General features: G+C 60.2%; 17 protein-coding genes. 6 read left to right on the top strand and 11 right to left on the bottom strand.

Annotated elements, in window-relative coordinates; all coding sequences use genetic code 11:
- Nucleotides 1-13: 13 nt before the first annotated feature.
- Together AAAT03_RS02650 and AAAT03_RS02645 are read right to left on the bottom strand one after the other, a co-directional pair.
- Nucleotides 14-1660 carry an amidohydrolase gene (locus AAAT03_RS02650; RefSeq protein WP_117840351.1) on the bottom strand — a complete coding sequence of 549 codons (1647 nt, stop codon included), beginning with the start codon at nt 1658-1660 and terminating at the stop codon, nt 14-16.
- Between the two features lie 2 nt (nt 1661-1662).
- The gene (locus AAAT03_RS02645) at nt 1663-2874 is read right to left on the bottom strand and encodes an MFS transporter (RefSeq protein WP_124785728.1); all 1212 of its coding nucleotides are present in this window, start codon (nt 2872-2874) and stop codon (nt 1663-1665) included.
- Between the two features lie 210 nt (nt 2875-3084).
- Between AAAT03_RS02645 and AAAT03_RS02640 the strand changes: the two genes are divergently transcribed.
- On the top strand, nt 3085-3858 hold the full coding sequence (locus AAAT03_RS02640) for a helix-turn-helix transcriptional regulator (protein WP_349102538.1): 774 nt from the start codon (nt 3085-3087) through the stop codon (nt 3856-3858).
- A 24-nt stretch (nt 3859-3882) separates the two neighbouring features.
- Here AAAT03_RS02640 and AAAT03_RS02635 read toward each other — a convergent pair whose 3' ends face one another.
- Together AAAT03_RS02635 and AAAT03_RS02630 are read right to left on the bottom strand one after the other, a co-directional pair.
- Complete coding sequence (locus AAAT03_RS02635) at nt 3883-5526, bottom strand: ATP-binding cassette domain-containing protein (protein ID WP_349102537.1); 1644 nt, start codon at nt 5524-5526, stop codon at nt 3883-3885.
- Complete coding sequence (locus AAAT03_RS02630) at nt 5526-6413, bottom strand: energy-coupling factor transporter transmembrane component T (protein WP_349102536.1); 888 nt, start codon at nt 6411-6413, stop codon at nt 5526-5528. The genes AAAT03_RS02635 and AAAT03_RS02630 overlap by 1 nt, the downstream gene beginning before the upstream one ends.
- Before the next feature lie 199 nt (nt 6414-6612).
- Between AAAT03_RS02630 and glmU the strand changes: the two genes are divergently transcribed.
- The 5 genes from glmU to gltA all read left to right on the top strand — a co-directional run bounded on the left by glmU (nt 6613) and on the right by gltA (nt 12673).
- Complete coding sequence (gene glmU / locus AAAT03_RS02625) at nt 6613-8025, top strand: bifunctional UDP-N-acetylglucosamine diphosphorylase/glucosamine-1-phosphate N-acetyltransferase GlmU (RefSeq protein WP_349102535.1); 1413 nt, start codon at nt 6613-6615, stop codon at nt 8023-8025.
- A gap of 193 nt (nt 8026-8218) precedes the next feature.
- Entirely contained in the window at nt 8219-9205 is a 987-nt protein-coding gene (locus tag AAAT03_RS02620) for a ribose-phosphate pyrophosphokinase (RefSeq protein WP_089573682.1), read from the top strand.
- Between the two features lie 224 nt (nt 9206-9429).
- Nucleotides 9430-10059, top strand: coding sequence for an aminoacyl-tRNA hydrolase (pth, locus tag AAAT03_RS02615; protein ID WP_192934494.1), 630 nt, complete (start codon nt 9430-9432; stop codon nt 10057-10059).
- Between the two features lie 374 nt (nt 10060-10433).
- A complete protein-coding gene (locus AAAT03_RS02610) occupies nt 10434-11273 on the top strand; it encodes a sulfide/dihydroorotate dehydrogenase-like FAD/NAD-binding protein (protein WP_117647773.1) in 840 nt (279 codons plus the stop codon).
- The gene (gene gltA / locus AAAT03_RS02605; RefSeq protein ID WP_349102534.1) at nt 11264-12673 is read left to right on the top strand and encodes an NADPH-dependent glutamate synthase; all 1410 of its coding nucleotides are present in this window, start codon (nt 11264-11266) and stop codon (nt 12671-12673) included. Before AAAT03_RS02610 ends, gltA begins: the two co-directional genes overlap by 10 nt.
- A 459-nt stretch (nt 12674-13132) precedes the next feature.
- On the opposite strand, the gene AAAT03_RS02600 is transcribed toward gltA, so the two are convergent.
- The 7 genes from AAAT03_RS02600 to AAAT03_RS02570 form a co-directional block, all read right to left on the bottom strand.
- On the bottom strand, nt 13133-13756 hold the full coding sequence (locus AAAT03_RS02600; protein ID WP_117840354.1) for a cytidylate kinase-like family protein: 624 nt from the start codon (nt 13754-13756) through the stop codon (nt 13133-13135).
- Nucleotides 13757-13926: 170 nt separating this feature from the next.
- Nucleotides 13927-14565 carry an amino acid ABC transporter permease gene (locus AAAT03_RS02595; protein WP_117840355.1) on the bottom strand — a complete coding sequence of 213 codons (639 nt, stop codon included), beginning with the start codon at nt 14563-14565 and terminating at the stop codon, nt 13927-13929.
- 3 nt (nt 14566-14568) lie between these two features.
- Nucleotides 14569-15315 (bottom strand): amino acid ABC transporter permease, encoded by a 747-nt coding sequence (locus AAAT03_RS02590; RefSeq protein ID WP_035136546.1) that lies wholly within the window; start codon nt 15313-15315, stop codon nt 14569-14571.
- A 25-nt stretch (nt 15316-15340) separates the two neighbouring features.
- Entirely contained in the window at nt 15341-16216 is an 876-nt protein-coding gene (locus AAAT03_RS02585; protein ID WP_082435536.1) for a transporter substrate-binding domain-containing protein, read from the bottom strand.
- Between the two features lie 8 nt (nt 16217-16224).
- Nucleotides 16225-16956, bottom strand: a complete 732-nt coding sequence (locus AAAT03_RS02580; RefSeq protein ID WP_117803476.1) for an amino acid ABC transporter ATP-binding protein — start codon at nt 16954-16956, stop codon at nt 16225-16227.
- A 319-nt stretch (nt 16957-17275) separates the two neighbouring features.
- On the bottom strand, nt 17276-17719 hold the full coding sequence (locus AAAT03_RS02575; RefSeq protein ID WP_006235801.1) for a GatB/YqeY domain-containing protein: 444 nt from the start codon (nt 17717-17719) through the stop codon (nt 17276-17278).
- A 54-nt stretch (nt 17720-17773) separates the two neighbouring features.
- Nucleotides 17774-18994 (bottom strand): peptidylprolyl isomerase, encoded by a 1221-nt coding sequence (locus AAAT03_RS02570; protein ID WP_349102533.1) that lies wholly within the window; start codon nt 18992-18994, stop codon nt 17774-17776.
- Nucleotides 18995-19165 lie beyond the last annotated feature (171 nt).

The following is a 19165-nucleotide window of genomic DNA, read 5'->3' as shown; positions in this document are numbered from 1 at the left end:
TTCATCACCCTATCTATGCTTCATCCTTGCGATAGACGACGCGTCCGTTAAAGATCGTCGTCTCGACTTCGAGATCGCGAAGCGCCATCGGGTTCATTTCAAACGGATTGCCCGACAGGATGACGATATCGGCAAGCTTGCCGGCGGCAAGGCTGCCCAAACGGCGCTCAAAGCCCTCGACATATGCTGAGCCGAGCGTGTGCGCTTGCAGCGTCTCGCCGAGCGTCAGGGCATTCTCGCGGAAGTATCCCTCCGCCGGGTGCCCGTCAAACTCGCTACGCGTCACCGCAGCATACACGGTATCGATAGGATCGATTGACATCACCGCAGGCCAGTCAGTACCAAGCCCTAAGTGGATTCCGCCATCGGCCTCTTCCCTATAGCGCCACATGTGGCTCATGCGCTCTTCGCCAAGAGACTCCTCGTACACGCCCTGCCCAAGGCCTCCGATGGGATGCTGCGGCTGGACCGCAGCATTAATGCCCAGGCGCTTCATGCGAGCAATATCCTCGAGCTTCAGGTTATCTGTATGCTCGATAGCAAAACGCGCCCCCTTGTTGCCGCACACCTCCTCGGCACGCTCGACGGCATCGATAATCATCGTGGCCGATGCGTCGCCGATGGCATGAATACGAACATCGAAGCCATTCTTGCTGGCCTCGAGCATCATGCGGTCAAGCGTCTCCTGGTTGCATGCTGGTTCGCCGCGAAAGTCCTTCCCCGTAGGAGCGTTAAGATACGGCTCATGCATGTAGGCCGTGTACGCCTCGGGACAGCCGTCCAAAATGTACTTGAGACCCGCCATTCGGACGCGCTCGCCGTGATGACGCACACGCAGGGCCTGCGACTCTGCCATCGGAGCGTCGAGCGCAGAATAGTAGCTAATACGCAGCGTACTCAGGTCCTCGCTCGCCAGACGGTCATAGATGTCGTACACGCCGGGCGTGGTCACGCCCAAAGGATACATATCACCGATCGAAGTTATGCCGAGCTTGTTGAACTTGCGCATCGACTTGAGCAACGACGCATCAAGGTCCGGTTTGTTGAGCACAACATCGAGCAAGATGTTCGTCGCCTGGGGCTCAGACAGAAAGCCATTGGGCTCGCCGTTGTCAAAGTGGCGGATAAGGCCACCTTCAGGCGTCGGGGTATTGCGATCAATACCAACCGCCCTAAGCGCGGCGGTATTGCACCACACCACGTGCATCGAAAAATCCGAAAGCACGATTGGGCGGTCGATATCGAGCGCATCGAGGCTGCGGCAATCAGGGTCAATCGGGTTTTCCCATGCAGGCGAATACCAACCCTGGCCGTAAATCCACGGATTGTCAGGGTGTTCGGCAGCAAACTTTGCCACAGCATCCACGCAAGCCTGCTCACTCGGCAGGAACATCAGATCGCAACAGAAGTCTTCATCCTTCTGGATTGAACCAAGCGCAAAATGCATGTGTGAATCGTTGAATCCGGGCATGACCAGTTTGTTGCCGGCGTCAATAACCTCAGTATCGGGACCGATAAACGGCTGCACCTTGTCGGGAGAGCCCACGGCCACAATCTCGCTGCCGCGAACTGCAACGCACCCAGCGCGAGGCTCAAGTTCCTCGGCCGTAAACAGCGCCGTCGTCTTAAGGACGATATCGGCGGGAACCACCGATTCCATGGCTACTCACCGTCCTTGGCGGCGGCAGCCTGCATGGCCTTGCGGCCGAGCTCGGGCAGGAAGAAAACCGGAACCACGGAAAGCAGGAAGCAGAGGCTCTCGAGACCCATGTTCATAGTGTAATCGGCACCGGCAATGGCGGAGATACCGATAGGCAGGAAATAGCTCATGAGCAGGGAAATGGTGCCTACGATACCGCCAGCGGAGCCAGCATACTTATCACCAATCTCGGGAAGGAGGACAGGCATGGACTGCATGATCGGGCCGTTGATGGCGGTAAAGAAGCCATTGATGACCAAAATCGTCCACAGAAGGAAACCAACCGGGGTGTACCACGTCACGAACATCGATATGGCACCGATGAGAGTAGTGACGATGAGAAAACCCTTGAACTTTCCAAGCTTATCGCAGAACGCAGGCCCAACGATGCAGCCGAAAAAGCTGCCAACGGTAACAATTGCGGCCATGAAACCAGCAGTGGCGACGTCTATGCCCTTGCCAAGCTGAAGCGCCTGAGGCAGGAAACCGGCATAGGCAGTGGTAGAGGCAAGTCCAAAACCGACGCCGATGGAGATTAGCCACACGCCAGGACTCTTGATAGCAACCTTGATGTAGTCGAGCACGGGCTCGGGCTCGGGGAGCGATTGCCCCTCGGGCACATCTCGGTCAAGCACAATCCAAAGAACCCAGGAAATGGTCATGACGACAGCAGCGACCATATAAGAGTTAAAGACGCTGCCGAACAAGCCAGCGCAGATCTGAGCGACAACGATGGCAACGCACGAAGCCGCGTAGAACAAGCCCATGGCGAAACCAGTCTGTTCACGGAACCAGGTGCCGAGCACCTTGATGAGGTTGGCGTTGAGTGCCGAGATTCCCATGCCAATCAGGAACATCGATGTCATCTGCATCGTGAACGAATCGAGCGTAAAGCAACGGAGAAAACCGCCGGCAACCGAAATTGCGGTGCAAACCGTGACAACTTTCTTAGAACCGATACGGTCACCAAGGGCACCCAGCGGAATTGAGAAGAAAACGGCGGTAAGCATAGGAACGAGGAACAGCATCGAAAAGCCGACGGTATCGATATTGAGCATAGGCATGACCTCGACGGCGAGTGCTGAGACCTGGTACTGCATGTAGTTAGCCATAAAGCACAGCAAGCAAACGACTGAAACAATCGCCCAACGCCATGAAGGAAGCTTCTCTTCCATGATGACTCCTTTAATAAGTCGGAATAATCAAACAGCTTGGAGAACCGGGCCCTGGCTCTTAGGTATTCATATTTTGCGATTGGCCCCTCACCGAAACCATTCGGCTAACGGCTTATCATCATTCGAAAAAAGGAGTAGTATCTCTACGCAAATTAACTAAAATGCCAGCTAAACCACTACGCAATCTCATCGGAGGTCATCTTGAGCTTTTTGTCCGATTCTGAATGGCTCTGCTTAAACGATCTCGTGCTTTCGATTAATTCCATCGACAGCGACCGCGAGTTTCGCTCGACCGTCCTCAAAAAGCTGCGTTTTCTCATCCCCTACGAGTCGGCTGCATTTTTCCTGAGCGACCTTTCCAGGGATCTCGTATCCACCCCGCAAGAATGGAAAACGCGCGTCTTTCTTGACCCTCTTGGCATCGATGTCCCCGCTGGGATGCTCGAGCTCTACACCGAAAAGTACTGGCAGCAGGACATGATCGTCGCCCACCGCAATCTTACGCGCTCGACGGTGCTGCGCGAGTCCGATCAGCTCAGCCCTGGCGATATCGACAGCAGTTATATGAAGGATTATCTTGGCGGCCGCCCCGTCGTCAACGTCAGTTTCTTTAATGACGAGGGCTTTTTGGGATCGCTCAATCTTAATCGCAAGAAAGAAGAGGGCGACTTTAGCGATCGCGAAGTTCAAATCCTTGAGCTCATCGAACCACACCTCACGAACCGACTATCAAAATGGCGTGTGCGCGCCGACCGCAGCTCGTCTGAAATCGTATTTGCTCACGACTACGACGTCTCAGCGCGCGAAATCGATGTGTGTCGTTGCGTGTTATCGGGCATGGACAACGCGGCCATCGCCGAAGAGCTCTCCATCAGCACTGGCACCGTTAAAAAGCATCTGGAGAACATCTTTCGAAAAACACAGGTCAACAGCCGCGTTGGGCTCATGGCGCTCCTTCAGCAGTACACGGCGCTCAAGCAGTAAGACCGTTCTCGCCCGCGAACCCGCTCACGCCCTATAAAACACGTTGTCGGCAAAGAAGTCGGTCGGCGGCTCCATGCAGGCGATCTCGCCATCAAACATCATGGCGATGTCGTCGGCTACCTGCTCGGCAAAATCCAGGTCGTGCGTTGCCATGATGACGGTGCCGCCAGCCTTCGCATGGTCACGCAGGGCGCGAGCGATGATGCGGCGGCTCTCCAGGTCCAAGCCCTTCGTGGGCTCGTCAAGCAGCAGCAGCTCGGGGCCAATCAGCAGCAGCTTTGCCAGCGCGAGCAGCTGGCGCTGTCCGCCCGAGAGGTCGTAGGGGTGACGCGTCTCCAGGCCGTCCAATCCCAGTTGCGCCGCACGCTCCCGCGCCAAGTTCTCGTCATATCCGCAGGTCGAGGCCCATTCCATCAGCTCATCGTGAACCGTCTCGGCAACCAGCAATGCTTTGGGGTTCTGAGGCAGCAGCGCCGCCGAGGCCGCTCCGCGCACCATGCGGCCGCGCTGCAGCTTGGCGGTCTTCGCCAGCACCGAGAGCATCGTCGACTTACCGCATCCGTTGCCGCCCACGACCGCATGCACCGCACCGGCCGAAAACGCCACGTCGAGCCCGCGCAGCACCCAACCGCCCGCGCGATCGTAGCGAAACCAGCTCCCTGCCAGGGTGGTAGCCGACCCGCCGTGCATTTTTTGGAGTATTCTGCTCCCATCCGTGCGCGGGAAGGCTTCCGAGCCGTTCTCGAGCGACGTTTGCGCCACAAATTCGGACGATTTGTCCAATTCCGAACTTTTTTTCGCGCTCGATACGTCCCCGGGCGGCTCCAGAGAGCCCAAATTGTCCTCACGCCTGCTGAATACTCCGTTTTTTGCACATCGGACGGCACCCCACCCCAACATGTCGTCGGAAAACAACGATTCTCGGCGTCCCAAAGAAGCCATATCCGCCACCTCGCGCACGCGACCGTCCTCAATCCGGTACGCACACGTCGCATACTCGAGCATTGGACGCGGTTGATGCGTAGCCACAACAACCGTGCAGCCCAACTCACGGTTCACGCGAAACAGCGCGTGCAGAAAATTCTTCTCGGCAACGGGATCGAGCTGAGACGTGGGCTCGTCGAGTAGCAGCACACGCGGACGCAGCGCCAGGACGGCGGCAAGCGACAGCAGCTGCTTGCGGCCGCCCGAAAGCGTATCGGTATCGCGATGAAGCCAGTCCTCCAGACCAAAGAAATAGCTGGTCTCAGCTACGCGACGGCGCATCTCATCACGTGCTAGCCCCAAGTTTTCCAGGCCAAACGCCATCTCGTGCCACACGGTTTCGCACACGATCTGGTTCTCGGGATCCTGGAACACATAGCCCACGCGCTCCGCCGATGCCCGCACGTCCATGTCGGCAACGTTCTCGCCCAGCACGCGCGCATCACCAGTGCGCTCGCCCGCCGGCGCGATCTCGGGCTTGAGCAGCGACAGCAGCGTCGACTTGCCCGAACCGGTACCGCCAACAAGCAGCGCAAATGCACCTTGGGGAACACGCCAATCAAGCCCCTCGAGCACCGGTGCCTCGGCCCCGGGATAGGCAAAACTAAGGCTCCGCACCTCAATCGCCAGCATATCCGGGTCGCACGCCGCGCCCGACACCGGGCCCCTATCCAACCGAGCCATCAGCCAAACCTCTTCTCATCAATCGCGTGCAACGCGCAAGGCAGCATCATCCAGGCAGCGTACACGACATAGCCCAGCCACGGCGCCGGAACCGAGAGCTGCGGATAAAACGAATACTGCGTCGTCGCGGTCCACGCCACCGCCACCGCGACAGCACCAAACAGTGCGAGCCCGGCCAGCGCGGCAACGTCGCTGCGCCCCAGTCGATACCGCGCATACGTCGTACGACGCGTCGCGGCACCCCACCCGCGCGAGCGCGTCGCGTCCGCGCGCTCCAGCGAATCTTCCATGCCCCAGCCCATCAACACGCTCGACGCCCGCAGGCGCGAGCGTACGGGGTCGGCCGGCGCGCGGCCCGGCACATCAATCGCATCCTGCACCGCCAGCACCGTACGACCGCGGCGTAAAAACTGCGGGATAAGCCTCATGCACATCGAGATCATGAGCGCAATCACCGGCGCGGCATTGCCCAGCAGCGCGAGTACCTTGTCGTATTCGAGCATCGATGCCGCCGCCTCAAACCACAGTATGCTCGCCACAAACAGCCCGCCCATGCACAGGCCGTATACCATGCTCTCCAGATACACCGCGCGCATGCCAATACGGAACAGCTCCGTCGAGCCCGAGGCGCTAAACAGCGGATTGAGCACCGCAACGATCAAAATTACCGGCAGCTGCCAGCGGAGCGCGCCCAGCGTGCGGGCAGCCCCACGCGTCGCAAATCCATACGCCAGCCCGCCCGCAAGTGACAGCGCAATCAGCACCGGCTGCATCGAGAACATAGTGAGCCCCAGCGTCAGCACTATATAGAGTGCCGGCACAGCCGGATGAGACATCGAGAATGCCGCGACGGGCTCGCCGCCAAACCCCTCTCGTATGTTGTCCACGGGTACCCCCGTCCCCTCGCTCAAACGACAGCTCCACAGCACCGCCAACGCCGCACACAAGCAGTGCAAACGCCACGCCGGCGGCGCAAGCCTCAACCGCCGCAAACCAATCGTTACGCGCTCGTCATATGCCTGCGGTATCATATTGCGCCGTGTATCGTTTCAAAACACACGTCTCTATAACGTAACAGGAGATCACATGGACGCAACCGCAATTATCCTCGCCGCCGGCGAGGGCACCCGCATGAAGTCGAACCACTGCAAGGTTTCGCACAAGATCCTGGGCAAGCCCATGGTCCAGTGGATCGTCGACGCCACCATCAAGGCCGGCTGCAGCCGCGTCGTGGTCGTCATCGGCAGCCACGCCGACGAGATGCGCGCCCTTATCGACGGCGCCTATGCCAACAGCGCCACCAAGGTCGAGTGCGTCGAGCAGACCGAGCGCCTGGGCACCGGCCACGCCGTGAAGGTCGCGCTCGAGGCCTGCGGCATCACCGAGGGCCCGGTCGTCGTGCTCAACGGCGATCTGCCGCTCATCACCGCCGACACCGTCGCCAAGTTCGCGCAGACCGTCGCTACCGGCGAGCTCGCCTGCACCGTCATGACCATGACCCCGCCCGACCCCTTCGGCTACGGCCGCATCAAGCTGGGCGCCGACAGCCAGATCGAGCGCATCATCGAGCAGAAGGACTGCACGCCCGAGCAGGCCGCCACGCTGCTCGAGTGCAACGCCGGCTGCTACGCCTTCGACGGCGCGCAGCTCGCCGCCCACATTGACGAGATCGGCAACGACAACGCGCAGTCCGAGTACTATCTGCCCGACATGCTCGAGATCCTCAAAGGCCACGGCCAGGCGGTCTCCATCTTCCACTGCGACGACTACCGCGACGGCCTGGGCGTCAACAGCCGCATCCAGCTCGCACAGCTTACCGCCATTGCGCGGGGCCGCATCAACGAGCACTGGATGGCCGAGGGTGTTACCTTCATCGATCCCACGCAGGCCTGGATCGGCCCCGATGCCACCATCGGCCGCGATACCGTCGTGTGGCCGCAGACGCACCTGATCGGCCACGTCACCGTGGGCGAGGAGTGCCAGCTCGGCCCCAACAGCCGCCTCACCGACACCACCGTCGGCAGCGGCTGCACCATCGATGAGACCATCGCCATCGAGGCCGTCATCGAAAACGGCGTCGACTGCGGCCCGCGCGCCTACCTGCGCCCGGGCACCCACATGCTCGACGGCTCCAAGGCCGGCACGCACGTGGAGATCAAGAAGTCCACGATCGGCGAGGGCTCCAAGGTGCCGCACCTGTCCTACATCGGCGACACCACCATGGGCTCCGGCGTCAACGTGGGCGCGGGCTCCATCACCTGCAACTACGACGGCGTTCACAAGCACAAGACCGTCATCGGCAAGGATGCCTTCATCGGTTCCGACACCATGATGGTCGCACCCGCCCAGATCGGCGACGGCGCGCTCGTTGCCGCCGGCTCCGTCATCACCGAGCCGGTCCCGGCCGACGCACTCGGCCTGGGCCGCGCCCGTCAGGTAAATATTGAGGGCTGGGCCGCCGATTACCGCCGCCGCCTGCACGAGGACGACGAGGTATAACGTTTTATCAAGCATCTAAGGAGCTGTTCCCATGGGGACGGCTCCTTTTTCTATGCTGACCTGCGCGGCCAGATGAGTGGTCGGTTCGTGTCCGTTGACGGTAAAGACGTTATCAAGACCCGATTAACCCCGCCGCGCGGTTACAATGCAAAAAGGCATCTATATGGCATTCGATGTATAAAGGAGAAGGGTAATGCCGATTAATGATCCCGAGAAGTCGGAGAATATGCGCAAGTCCATTCGCGTGTATTCCGGTTCCTCCAACCGTCCCCTCGCTCAGAAGATCGCTGAGTACCTTGGGGTCGAGCTTTCGGGCCTTACGCTAAAGCAGTTCGCCAATGGTGAGATTTACGCCCGCTACGACGAGACCGTCCGCGGCGCCGACGTCTTCCTGATTCAGTCCGTGGCCGGCGGCAACGTCAACGACATGCTCATGGAGCTGCTCATCGCCACCGACGCTGCCAAGCGCGCATCCGCCCGCTCCATCACCGCCGTCATCACCCACTACGGCTATGCCCGCCAGGACCGCAAGGCCGGCCCGCGCGAGCCCATCACCGCCCGCCTCGTCGCCAACCTGCTCGAGCGCGCCGGCGTCAACCGCATCATCACCCTCGACCTGCACCAGGGCCAGATCCAGGGCTTCTTCGATATCCCGGTTAACCACCTGTCCGCACTGCCGCTGTTTGGCCAGTACTACAACGACATGCACTTCGACACCGACAACCTGGTTGTCGTCTCCCCCGACGTGGGTCGCGCCAAGGCCGCCAAGAAGCTGTCCGACATGCTCGGCTGCGACCTGGCCATCGCCCACAAGGGCCGTCCGCGCCACAACGCCGCCGAGGTCATGGGCATCATCGGTGACATCAAGGGCAAGACCTGCATCATCAACGACGACATGATCGACACCGCTGGCACCCTGTGCGCCAACGTCAAGGAGCTCAAGGCTATGGGCGCCGGCGACATCTACGTCTGCGCCACCCACGGCATCTTCTCCGGTCCGGCCATCGAGCGCCTGAACGATGCCCCCATCGTCGAGTGCGTCGTCACCGACGCCATCCCCGTCGAGGTCGGCGGCAAGATCAAGACCATCTCGGTCGCCGAGGAGTTCGCTCAGGCCATCTCCGCCGTTTACCACGAGGAGCCCGTCTCCACGCTCGTCGGCGGCGACTTCGCGCTGTAGTCGCATCGTCCTTGCAACCCGGCGCATCGCCGCCGGAACAGAAGAAACCCCCGCGCTCCCCCTTGCTTCGCAAAGGTCGCGCGGGGGTTTCTTCTGTTCCGGCGGCTCGCTCTGCCGCGGCCGCGCTTTTGTCTGGTGGGATTTCGCTGAAACGAAGTCTCGCCTTCGGCGGGCGTGGTAGCCTTTGTCGTTGAACGAACTACTTATGTAACGAAAGGAAGCCTATGGCAGCTGCACAGCCGCTTAAGATTCGCATGGTTGCCGGACTCGGCAACCCGGGTGAGGAATATGCCGAGACCCGCCACAACGCCGGCTTTAAGGCGATCGATGAGCTGGCCCGTCAGGCCGGCGTCACGTACTGGAAAAACCAGGCCGGCGCCGAGGTCGCGCTCATCAATATCAACGATGCCGAGGAAGAGGGCGGCAAGCGCCAGATTGTGCTGGTCAAGCCGCAGTCATACATGAACACCTCGGGCGGCCCCATCTCCAAGCTCTGCCGCGAGTACAAAATCAAGGCCGAGGAGCTGCTCGTAATCCACGACGAGCTCGATATTCCCGCCGGCGATGTGCGTGTTAAGGTGGGCGGCGGCCACGCCGGCCACAACGGCCTGCGCTCCATCATCGACAAGATGGGCAGCCGCGACTTCAGCCGCATCCGCACCGGTATCGGCAACCCTCCCGGCAAGATGGCTGTCGCCGACTACGTGCTCAAGCAGCTGCGCGCCCGCGAGGCCGAGGACTTCCAGGACACCTGCGCCCGCGCCGCAGACGCCGCCGGCCTGGCAATCGTGCACGGCGTGATCTATGCCCGCGACCACGTCAACGGCTCCGCCTCCGCCAACGGCAAGCACTAAAACCTACCATTTAGGGACAGGTTTATTTCGGCAGGTTTTATCTGCGTAAACGCCGCAGTCGGCACATCGCAATAAACACGCTGCCACCATACATGCATAACGCCCCAAAGGGGGCCGGCCTCACCGATGCGCGAGGCCGGCCCCCTTTGCCGTTTTGCCTGATAAAACCTGCCAAAATAAACCTCTCCCCCTTTGGTAGGCCGAAGTGGATAAACCCTTTTCCCGACCGCCGAAGACACACGTAAGCGACATGTCCATGAGGGTATAATTTGCACCGTATGTCTGCACAACGCCTGTGCGCGTACGGTTTTATTCGGGCTACCGTCCATTTCCGTGGAGGCACGGTTCGGCGGCCCTAACAAGAGAGGGGTTCTATGTATAAGATCCTGGAGAAGACGCAGTTCTCGGAGAAGGTGTTCAAGTTCCGCATCGAGGCGCCTGCAATCGCCAAGCATGCGCACGCTGGACAGTTCCTCATGGTTCGCGCCAACGAGACGGGCGAACGTGTCCCGTTTACCCTGGCCGGCTGGAACGGTGACGAGGGCTGGGTCGAGTTCATCTTCATGGTGATCGGCAAGACCACCGAGATGCTTTCCACCTACGAGGCCGGCGAGTCGCTGCGCGACGTCGTGGGCCCGCTGGGCGTTCCCACCGAGATGGCTGAGGGCCCCTGCGCCGTCATTGGCGGCGGCGTCGGCCTGGCAATTGCCTTCCCGGTCGCCAAGCACCTGGTCGAGACCGGCCACGAGGTGCACGCCATCATGGGCGCCCGCACCAAGGACCTCCTGCTCATGGAGGACCAGTTCCGCGAGCTCCTCGACGAGGACCACATCCACATCACCACTGACGACGGCTCCTATGGCGAGCAGGGCGTTGTCACCGCTCCGCTGGAGCGCCTGCTGCAGGACAAGGCCGTGAGCCAGGTCTTCTGCGTCGGCCCCGTTCCGATGATGAAGTTCTCGACCCTCACCGCCCAGAAGTACGACACCCCCATCACCGCGTCGCTCAACCCCATCATGGTTGACGGCACCGGTATGTGCGGCTGCTGCCGCGTCGAGGTGGGCGGCGTGACCAAGTTCGCTTGCGTCGACGGCCCCGACTTCGATGCCACCCTGGTCGACTGGGATGACCTTCGTGCCCGCCAGGCCGCTTACCGTTCCGAAGAGGGCGCGTCCCTCAAGGCCTATGAGGAAAAGAGCTGCGCATGCCACTAGTTAACGGTCGTTTCGTTGCCGATATGAAGTCGCCCCGCACCCCCGATAACGAGGAGCCGGCTGCCGAGCGCGCCTGCGACTTCCGCCCCGTCGACAAGGGCTTCACCGAGGAGATGGCGCTGGCCGAGGCCGAGCGCTGTCTCAACTGCAAGAAGCCGTTCTGTGTTGAGGGCTGCCCCGTCAACATCAACATTCCCCGCTTTATCGAGCAGATCCGCGCGAAGGACTTCGGCGGCGCTCTCGATACCATCCGCGAGGACTCCATGCTTCCCGCCATCTGCGGTCGCGTCTGCCCGCAGGAGAACCAGTGCGAGGGCAAGTGCATCCGTGGTAAGAAGTCCGAGCCCGTGGCCATCGGCCAGCTCGAGCGCTTCCTGGGTGACCGCCCCGAGCTCGCCTCCACGCCCAAGATGGCCCCCAAGAACGGCAAGAAGGTCGCCGTCGTGGGCTCTGGCCCGTCCGGCATCACCTGCGCCGGCGAGCTCGCCCGTAACGGCTTTGACGTCACCGTCTTTGAGGCCTTCTTTACCGGCGGCGGCGTGCTGGTCTACGGCATCCCCGAGTTCCGTCTGCCCAAGGCGGTCGTCAAGCGCGAGATTGACGGCCTGGAGGACATGGGCGTCAAGTTTGAGTACAACTCCGTCGTGGGCAACATGGCCACGGCCGAGGAGCTGTTCGAGCAGGGCTTCGACGCCATCTACGTGGCGACCGGCGCTGGCCTGCCCAAGTTCCTCAACATCCCCGGCGAGAACCTGCCCAACGTCTTCTTCGCCAACGAGTACCTCACCCGCGTGAACCTGATGAAGGCCAACAAGTTCCCCGAGTACGACACCCCCACCAAGCACGGCAAGAACGTCGTCGTCTTTGGTGGCGGCAACGTGGCTATGGACGCCGTCCGTACCGCCAAGCGCCTGGGCGCCGAGCACGCCATCATCGCCTACCGTCGTACCGAGGACGAGATGCCCTGCCGTCGCGCCGAGCTGCACCATGCTAAGGCCGAGGGCGTCGAGGTTCTGCCGCTCGTCTCCCCGCTCGAGTTTGTCGCTGGCGAGGACGGCTCCGTGTGCGCCGTCAAGGTCCAGAAGATGGAGCTCGGCGAGCCCGACGAGTCCGGCCGCCGTCGCCCGGTGCCCATCGAGGGCGCCATCGAGGAGATTCCCTGCGACGTCGCGATCTCGGCTATCGGCACCAACGCCAACCCCTTCGCAAAGAAGATCGGCGGCAAGATGGAGCTCAACAAGTGGGGCTACATCGTTGCCGACGAGGAGACCGGCCAGACCACCGATCCCCGCATCTGGGCCGGCGGCGACATCGTCACCGGTGCCGCTACGGTCATTCTGGCGATGGGCGCCGGCAAGAAGGCCGCCGCTTCCATCACCAAGAGCCTGCTGGGCGAGTAATCACCTGCAGTGCTAGCCATCAAACGGCAAAGTCCCCGTCGAGCACACGCCCGGCGGGGACTTTTTTATGCCGGCCGCCCAAACCACCACGATGGGGCAGGCACCTTTGTGGTGGTTTGGGACTTGCCCGGTCGTTTTGTCTCAATCTGTAACAGCTGGAGTCCGTTGAGCCCTGCAGTTGTTACAGATTGAGATATTGTGCCGGCCGGCCACGCTGCATCTCAATCTGTAACAGTTAGAGACCAAATATGCCGCCTGGTGTTACAGATCAAGACGTTGGGCTGACGGCCGAACGGTTCATCTCAATCTGTAACAGTTAGAGCCATTTTCGCTGGCTTGGTGTTACAGATCGAGACTATGCAAAAGCCGAGGATAGGCACTGCCGCCAAGGCCTTCCCCTCAGCCTAAAACAAAAACCACCACAAAGGTGCCTGTCCCCTTTGTGGTGGTTTTGGTCGGCTAGCCTTCGAGCTGCGCCACTTTATAGCGGTAGGCTGCGGCGATGACGTCTTTACAGCCCTCGCGGCCCAACTTGGCGCGGTTGACGACGATGTCCTTGCCGCTCGTCATCTTCCACTTTCCGGCGCTGTAGCGCTTGTAGAACGCCTCGCGCGCCTTCTGCTGCTGCTTGACCAGCTTGGCGCCCTTCTTTTTGTTAAGGCCGCGCTTCTTGCGCACGATCTCGACGCGGTCCTCAAAGGGTGCGGTCACCAACACGGCAATGTGGTTGGGGTTGTTGTGAAGCAGATAATCGGACAGGCGGCCTTCGATAATGCAACTCTCGGTCTCGCCCAGGTCCAAAATCACCTGGCTCATCTTTTGGAACAACTTGTCCGAGTACGAGCGCGCGTCGTAGCGGTCGGGCAGAAACGCCATGTTCTCCACAGCCAGACGCTCGTCGTAGGCGGCCATCTTATCGAGCGACTCGCCCGCACGCAGCGACGCGCGCACCAGCAGCTCGTTGTCGTACAGAGGAATCCCCAACTCGTTGGCGAGGATGCGTCCGATCTCGTGGCCCTCGGCACCAAAGTCGCGCGCGATGGTAATGACCACAGGACTCTTCTTGTTCTCCAGATCGCTCATCGCGATTCCTTTCTAACAAATGAGAAAAGGCAATTCCTGATTCCCATTTTGTCACTTACGACCGTCCTGGTTTCCCAAGTGCGGCAGATTGCCCCGAAAGAGGAGCGCCGCGTACTAAATGTACGCAAGCGACGATTGAGGGGCAAGGTGCCGTGCTTGGGGAAGCAGGACTATGCGGCCACGATGCGGCGTTGATATGCCCTCACCAACAACGAGATACCAAAGTTGAGCATAAAGTACATCGCAAACACCAGGCCGTAGAGCATAAGTACCTGCGACAGATCAATCGCGTGGGCCATCACGACGTTTGCCGTGTACATGAGCTCGGCCACGTTAATGCCCGAAAGATACGAGCTGTCCTTAATGACGGTCGTGCATTGGCTAAACAGCGCCGGAATGATCGTCTTAAACGTCTGCGGCAGAATGATGTAGCGCATGGTGGCAAAAAAGCCGAAGCCTTGGCTCTGCGCTGCCTCAAACTGGCCGCGCGGAATCGAGTTGAGGCCGCCGCGCACAATCTCGGCCATAACAGCGCTGGTAAACAGCGTAAAGGCGATGGTCGAAATCACAATGTCCAAGCCCTGCACCGTAAAGTAGATAAACAGGATCCACAGCAGGTTCGGCGTGCAACGGAACAGCTCGATATAGGCACTCACCAAAATACGGAACGGGCGGGGCGCATAGCTTTTAACAAGCGCCAGCACCGTGCCAAAGATGAGCGAGAAAAAGATCGACAGCGCCGAGATCTCGATCGTCTTAACAAAGCCGCCCCAAATGTAGAGCAGGTTGGTCGCGTTGAAGATTTCCATGCGCTAGGCCTCCTCTACGTTGTCGAGCCCCAGCTCGGCGAGGCTCACGCCGCGCGGACGCTCCTTGGAGCGGCGCTCGAGCCACTGCACCAGCATGGCGAGCGGAAAGCAGATGATGAAGTACATAAGGCAGCAGACGATGTATCCCTGCAGGTAACCGTACAGACTCACAAAGTTGTCGGAACGGTACATAAGGTCGCCGCCGGCCACAAGCGCCAGCACCGACGTGTTCTTGACTAGGTTGAGTGCCTGGTTGCACAGCGGCGGCAGAATGATCTTGAATGTCTGGGGCAGCACGATGTACCAGTACGCCTGCGCACGGGTGAAGCCCTGGCTCTGCGCCGCCTCCATCTGACCGCGCGGAACCGCCTCGATACCGGTGCGGATGACCTCCGAGATGTAGGCCGCGTGATACAGGCCCACGCCCAAGAAGCCCAGCACGAACGGCGCGATGCGCACCGGCTGGTCGGCACCGGTTATGGCCTGCAAAAACTGCGGACCAGCCATGTACATAAAGAGCACCTGCACGGGCAACGGGGTGTTCTGGTAAAACTCCACGTATACGCGGCTTATGGCGCGCAGCACGCGCGAACGGGTGGTAGAGAACACACCCAGCAGCGTGCCCAGCACCAGCGACAGCAGCAGACCGGCAACGACCACCTGTAGCGTCACGCCAAAGCCCTCCCAGAAGGGCCCCATGTTTTGAAATGTCGTCGACCAACGGTCGGCGTCAAATAATCCTTCGAGCATTTGATTCCTTCCTTGGACGATGCGCCTATACAAGACCCCAGGTCTTGACCTCTTGGTCGAGCCAGCCGTCGGCCAGACGATCGCAAATCACCTGATCGACCACGGCCGAAAGGTCGCAGCCCTTCTTGGTCGCCACGCCGTAGCCCTGCTCGCCAAACTTGACCTCGGGCTGCAACAGCTCAACGGTCTCGTTCATGTAACCGGCCAGCGTGGAGCGGTCCATGGCAAAGACGTCGATATTGCCGGCGTCGAGCGAGCTCTTGATGATGGGGTAGCCGCTAAAGGCCCTAAACTCGGGCTTGCAGCTAAAGCCGTTGTCCTTGATCATCTGCTCGATCAGGCCCTGCGTGGTGGCACCCTGGCTCACGCCGATGACCTTGCCGTCCAGGTCCTCAATCGAGGTAAAGCCCGAACGCTTCTTGACCATGAGTCCCACGTAGTCGGTGCGGTACGGCGTCGAGAAATCCCAGCTCTTCTTGCGCTCGTCGGTGATGGTGTAGGTCGCTGCGACCACGTCGAGTTGGCCGTTATCGATCAGCGGGCCGCGTGTCTTGGGCGTTACGTCGGTAAACTCGACAAGCTCCTGGGCACGGGCTTCCTTGTAGCTCACGCCAAAGACAGCGGCGGCGATCTGGTAGCACAAATCGACTTCCATGCCCTCAAAGCGGCCTTTGGCGGTGTCGTAATAGCCGTAGCCGGGAACATCTTTCTTGACGCCGGCATTCAGATGGCCGCGCGACTTGATGGCCGCAAGCTTGGATCCCTTGTCGGAACCCTCGCCGCTGGTGGAGTTGCCGCAACCGGTGAGCGCGGTCCCCGTCAGCGCGAGCATGCCGGCGCCCGCCAGCTGCAAAAAGTGACGGCGCGACACGGCCGCCCTCGTCATATCCGTCATGTCCATCACCGCGCCTAGTGCAGAATCTTGGACAGGAACTCGCGGCAGCGCGGGTTCTCGGGGTTATCGAAGAAGTGCTCGGGCGTGCCCTCCTCCAGGATGCGGCCGTCCTCCATAAAGATGACGCGGTCGGCCACCTGGCGCGCAAAGCCCATCTCGTGCGTCACGCAGATCATGGTGATGTCCTCCTGCGCGAGCTCAATCATAACGTCCAGAACCTCCTGGACCATCTCGGGGTCGAGCGCCGAGGTCGGCTCGTCAAACAGGATGATGGGCTGCTTGGTGCACAGGGCACGGGCGATGGCGATGCGCTGCTGCTGACCGCCCGAGAGGTTCTGCGGATACTCGCCGGCCTTATGCGCCATGCCGACGCGCTTGAGCGCGGCGACGGCGATCTCGGTCGCCTCCTCCTTGCTCTTCTTTTGCAGCTTGATGGGCGCGAGCGTCAGATTGCCCAGCACCGTCATGTTGGGATACAGGTTGAACTGCTGAAACACCATGGAGCTATATTTGCGAGCCATTTCCAGGTGATTCTTCTTAGTGAGCGGCGTACCGTCGATGATGACCTCGCCCGACGTGGGCTCCTCAAGATAATCGACACAGCGGATGAGCGTCGACTTACCCGAGCCGGAAGGCCCGATCATTACGAGCTTCTCGCCGCGCTTGACGGTGAGGTTGATATCTTTGAGCACATGCAGGTCGCCAAAGTACTTGTTGAGATGCTTGATCTCGATCATGTCTGCCATGAATGTCCCTTCCCTGCGTTTACACGAGTTGAACTATTGTACGGAAAGAACCACGTTTCCGCAGCCCACACTACATTCCCGTAAAGAACCCGCAATCTTCCACCCACTCATTGGGCACTCATTTAAGTCTGTCCCCAGTGAGCGCCCAACCGCCCTTGTTGAGCATAAGCCAGCGAAAACCCGTACACGCGAGCAAGGTGACGTGAAATGAAAGGGCGCAGACCTTATGGTCGCGCCCTTGAAATTGAACGTCAGATTGCCGCGTGTACGGGTTTGCAGCGTCGAGCCGTTACGCGGTTTGGTAAAACCGCGTAACAAATTACGCGAGTTTGGCTCCGACGATCTTTGCCGCGGCCGGCTTATCGAAGTTGCCGCCAGTGGCCTTGCCGAGTGCACCCATAACCTGGCCCATCTGCTTCTTGGACGTGGCGCCCAGCTCGGCGATGACCTGCTCGATCAGAGCCTCGAGCTCCTCGCCCGAAACCTGCGCGGGCAGCAGGCTCTCCAGAATCTTGACCTGCTCGGTCAGGTTGTCGGTACGCTCCTGGTCGGTGCCGGCCTTGATGGACATCTCCAGTGTCTCGCTCGTCTGCTTGATCAGACGCTTGATCATGCTGTTGACGTCTTCCTCGGTCACATCGCGGCGCTCATTGACCTCGATATTCTTCACCTCGGCCTTAACCTGGCGAATGATGGACAGGCGAACCTTGTCCTTGGCCTTCATGGCCGCGATCATTTCCTTCTGCAGCTCTTCGTTGGTCATCTGCAAATCCTCTCTAATAGCGTGGGCGGCACTCGCGCGAGCACCGCCCCATGATTACTCAGTCGTCGACGAATCGTCGGTCGAACTCTTGGTGATGCCCTTCAGACTCACGTTATAGGGTACGTCCTTGGGCATGGGGTTGACGGTAATGTCGGCGTCCTTCTTGTACTGCTCCAGCCACTCACTGTACGCGGTACTGGCCGCCTGCGTCTTCACCACGTTGGAGACGTACTTCTTGATGGCCTTGGGCACCTGGTTGATGTCATCAACCTGATTATCGACATGGAAGTAGTCGGTGCACTTGATGATGTGGTAGCCATAGGTCGACTCGATGACTTCGCTCACGTCGCCCTTGTTGAGCCCCTCGAGCGCCGTCTGGTAGCTGTCGACAAAGGTGGTGAGCTTATCCCAGCCCACATCGCCCTTCTTCTCCTTGGAACCGGTGTCCTCGGAGTACTGCTCAACGGCGTCCTCAAAGCTCAGCTCACCGGAGTTGATCTTGTCCAGGCACTCCTGCGCCTTGGCCTTGGCGGCAGCCTTGTCCTCATCGGAAGCGTCGGAATCAACCTTGATCAGGATGTTCGACGAGCGACGGGCGTCGTTGTAGCTGGACAGGTTTTCGTTGATGTAATCGACAATCTCGCTGTCCTTGGGTTTGCTCGTGGGCGCGACGGCATCCTTGAGTTTCTGCTGCGCCAGACTCTCCTTGAGCGAATCCTTGTAGGTATCCTCGGTATAGCCGTAGGTCTTGAGGGTCTTCTTAAAGGCCTTGGCACCGCCCGCGCTCTTGCACGCGTCCTTCCAAGCCTTCTCGACCTCCTCGTCCGACACCGTCACGCCGTTCTCCTTCTGTGCCTGTTGAAGCAGAATCTGCTGCGTGTAGGAGTCGATGAGTTGCTTGCGATACTTCTTGGGCGTGAGGTCGTTGTCGACCAGATACTGCGCCCAGTCCTTGTCCTTGGTGTAGCCGTAGGACGTGCGCATGCTCATGATCTGCTTGGTCACGGTGTCCTCGGTGAGGTTGGTGCCGTTGATAGTAGCAGCAACACCGCCGGTCAGCTTGTAGCCCGAGGTGTCCTCGGCCTGCGACATAAGGCCGGAGCACGCCATCGCCGAGACGGAAAGCAGCATCGCCAGCACGCCGATGACCACCAGAACGATCTTGACGGTCTTGGACACGCGGGTCTTGCGCTGCTTCTTGCGAGAGTTGGAGGCGGCGCGAGCCTGCTGCTCGGGCGTCGGCTCGAGTGCGGGGTTCTTTTTCTTATTTGCCATAGTTGGCCTTTCGCATAACGAATCGAACAAACGCCATTGTGTCACAACGCAGCCCCCGCGGCACGCTTGGTGCATTGGGGACAGGTTAATCTGCACCATTTTGGTGCAAAGGGGACAGCTCTGGCAGCCGGCAGTTAGGGACGTTCCTTTTCTGCCGGCAGTTAGGGACAG

It is taken from the genome of Collinsella sp. CLA-AA-H167 (assembly GCF_040095305.1).
Taxonomy (GTDB): Bacteria; Actinomycetota; Coriobacteriia; order Coriobacteriales; family Coriobacteriaceae; genus Collinsella.
The sequence above is the reverse complement of the archived record's forward strand: the minus strand, read 5'-3'. Positions and strand labels throughout refer to the sequence as shown.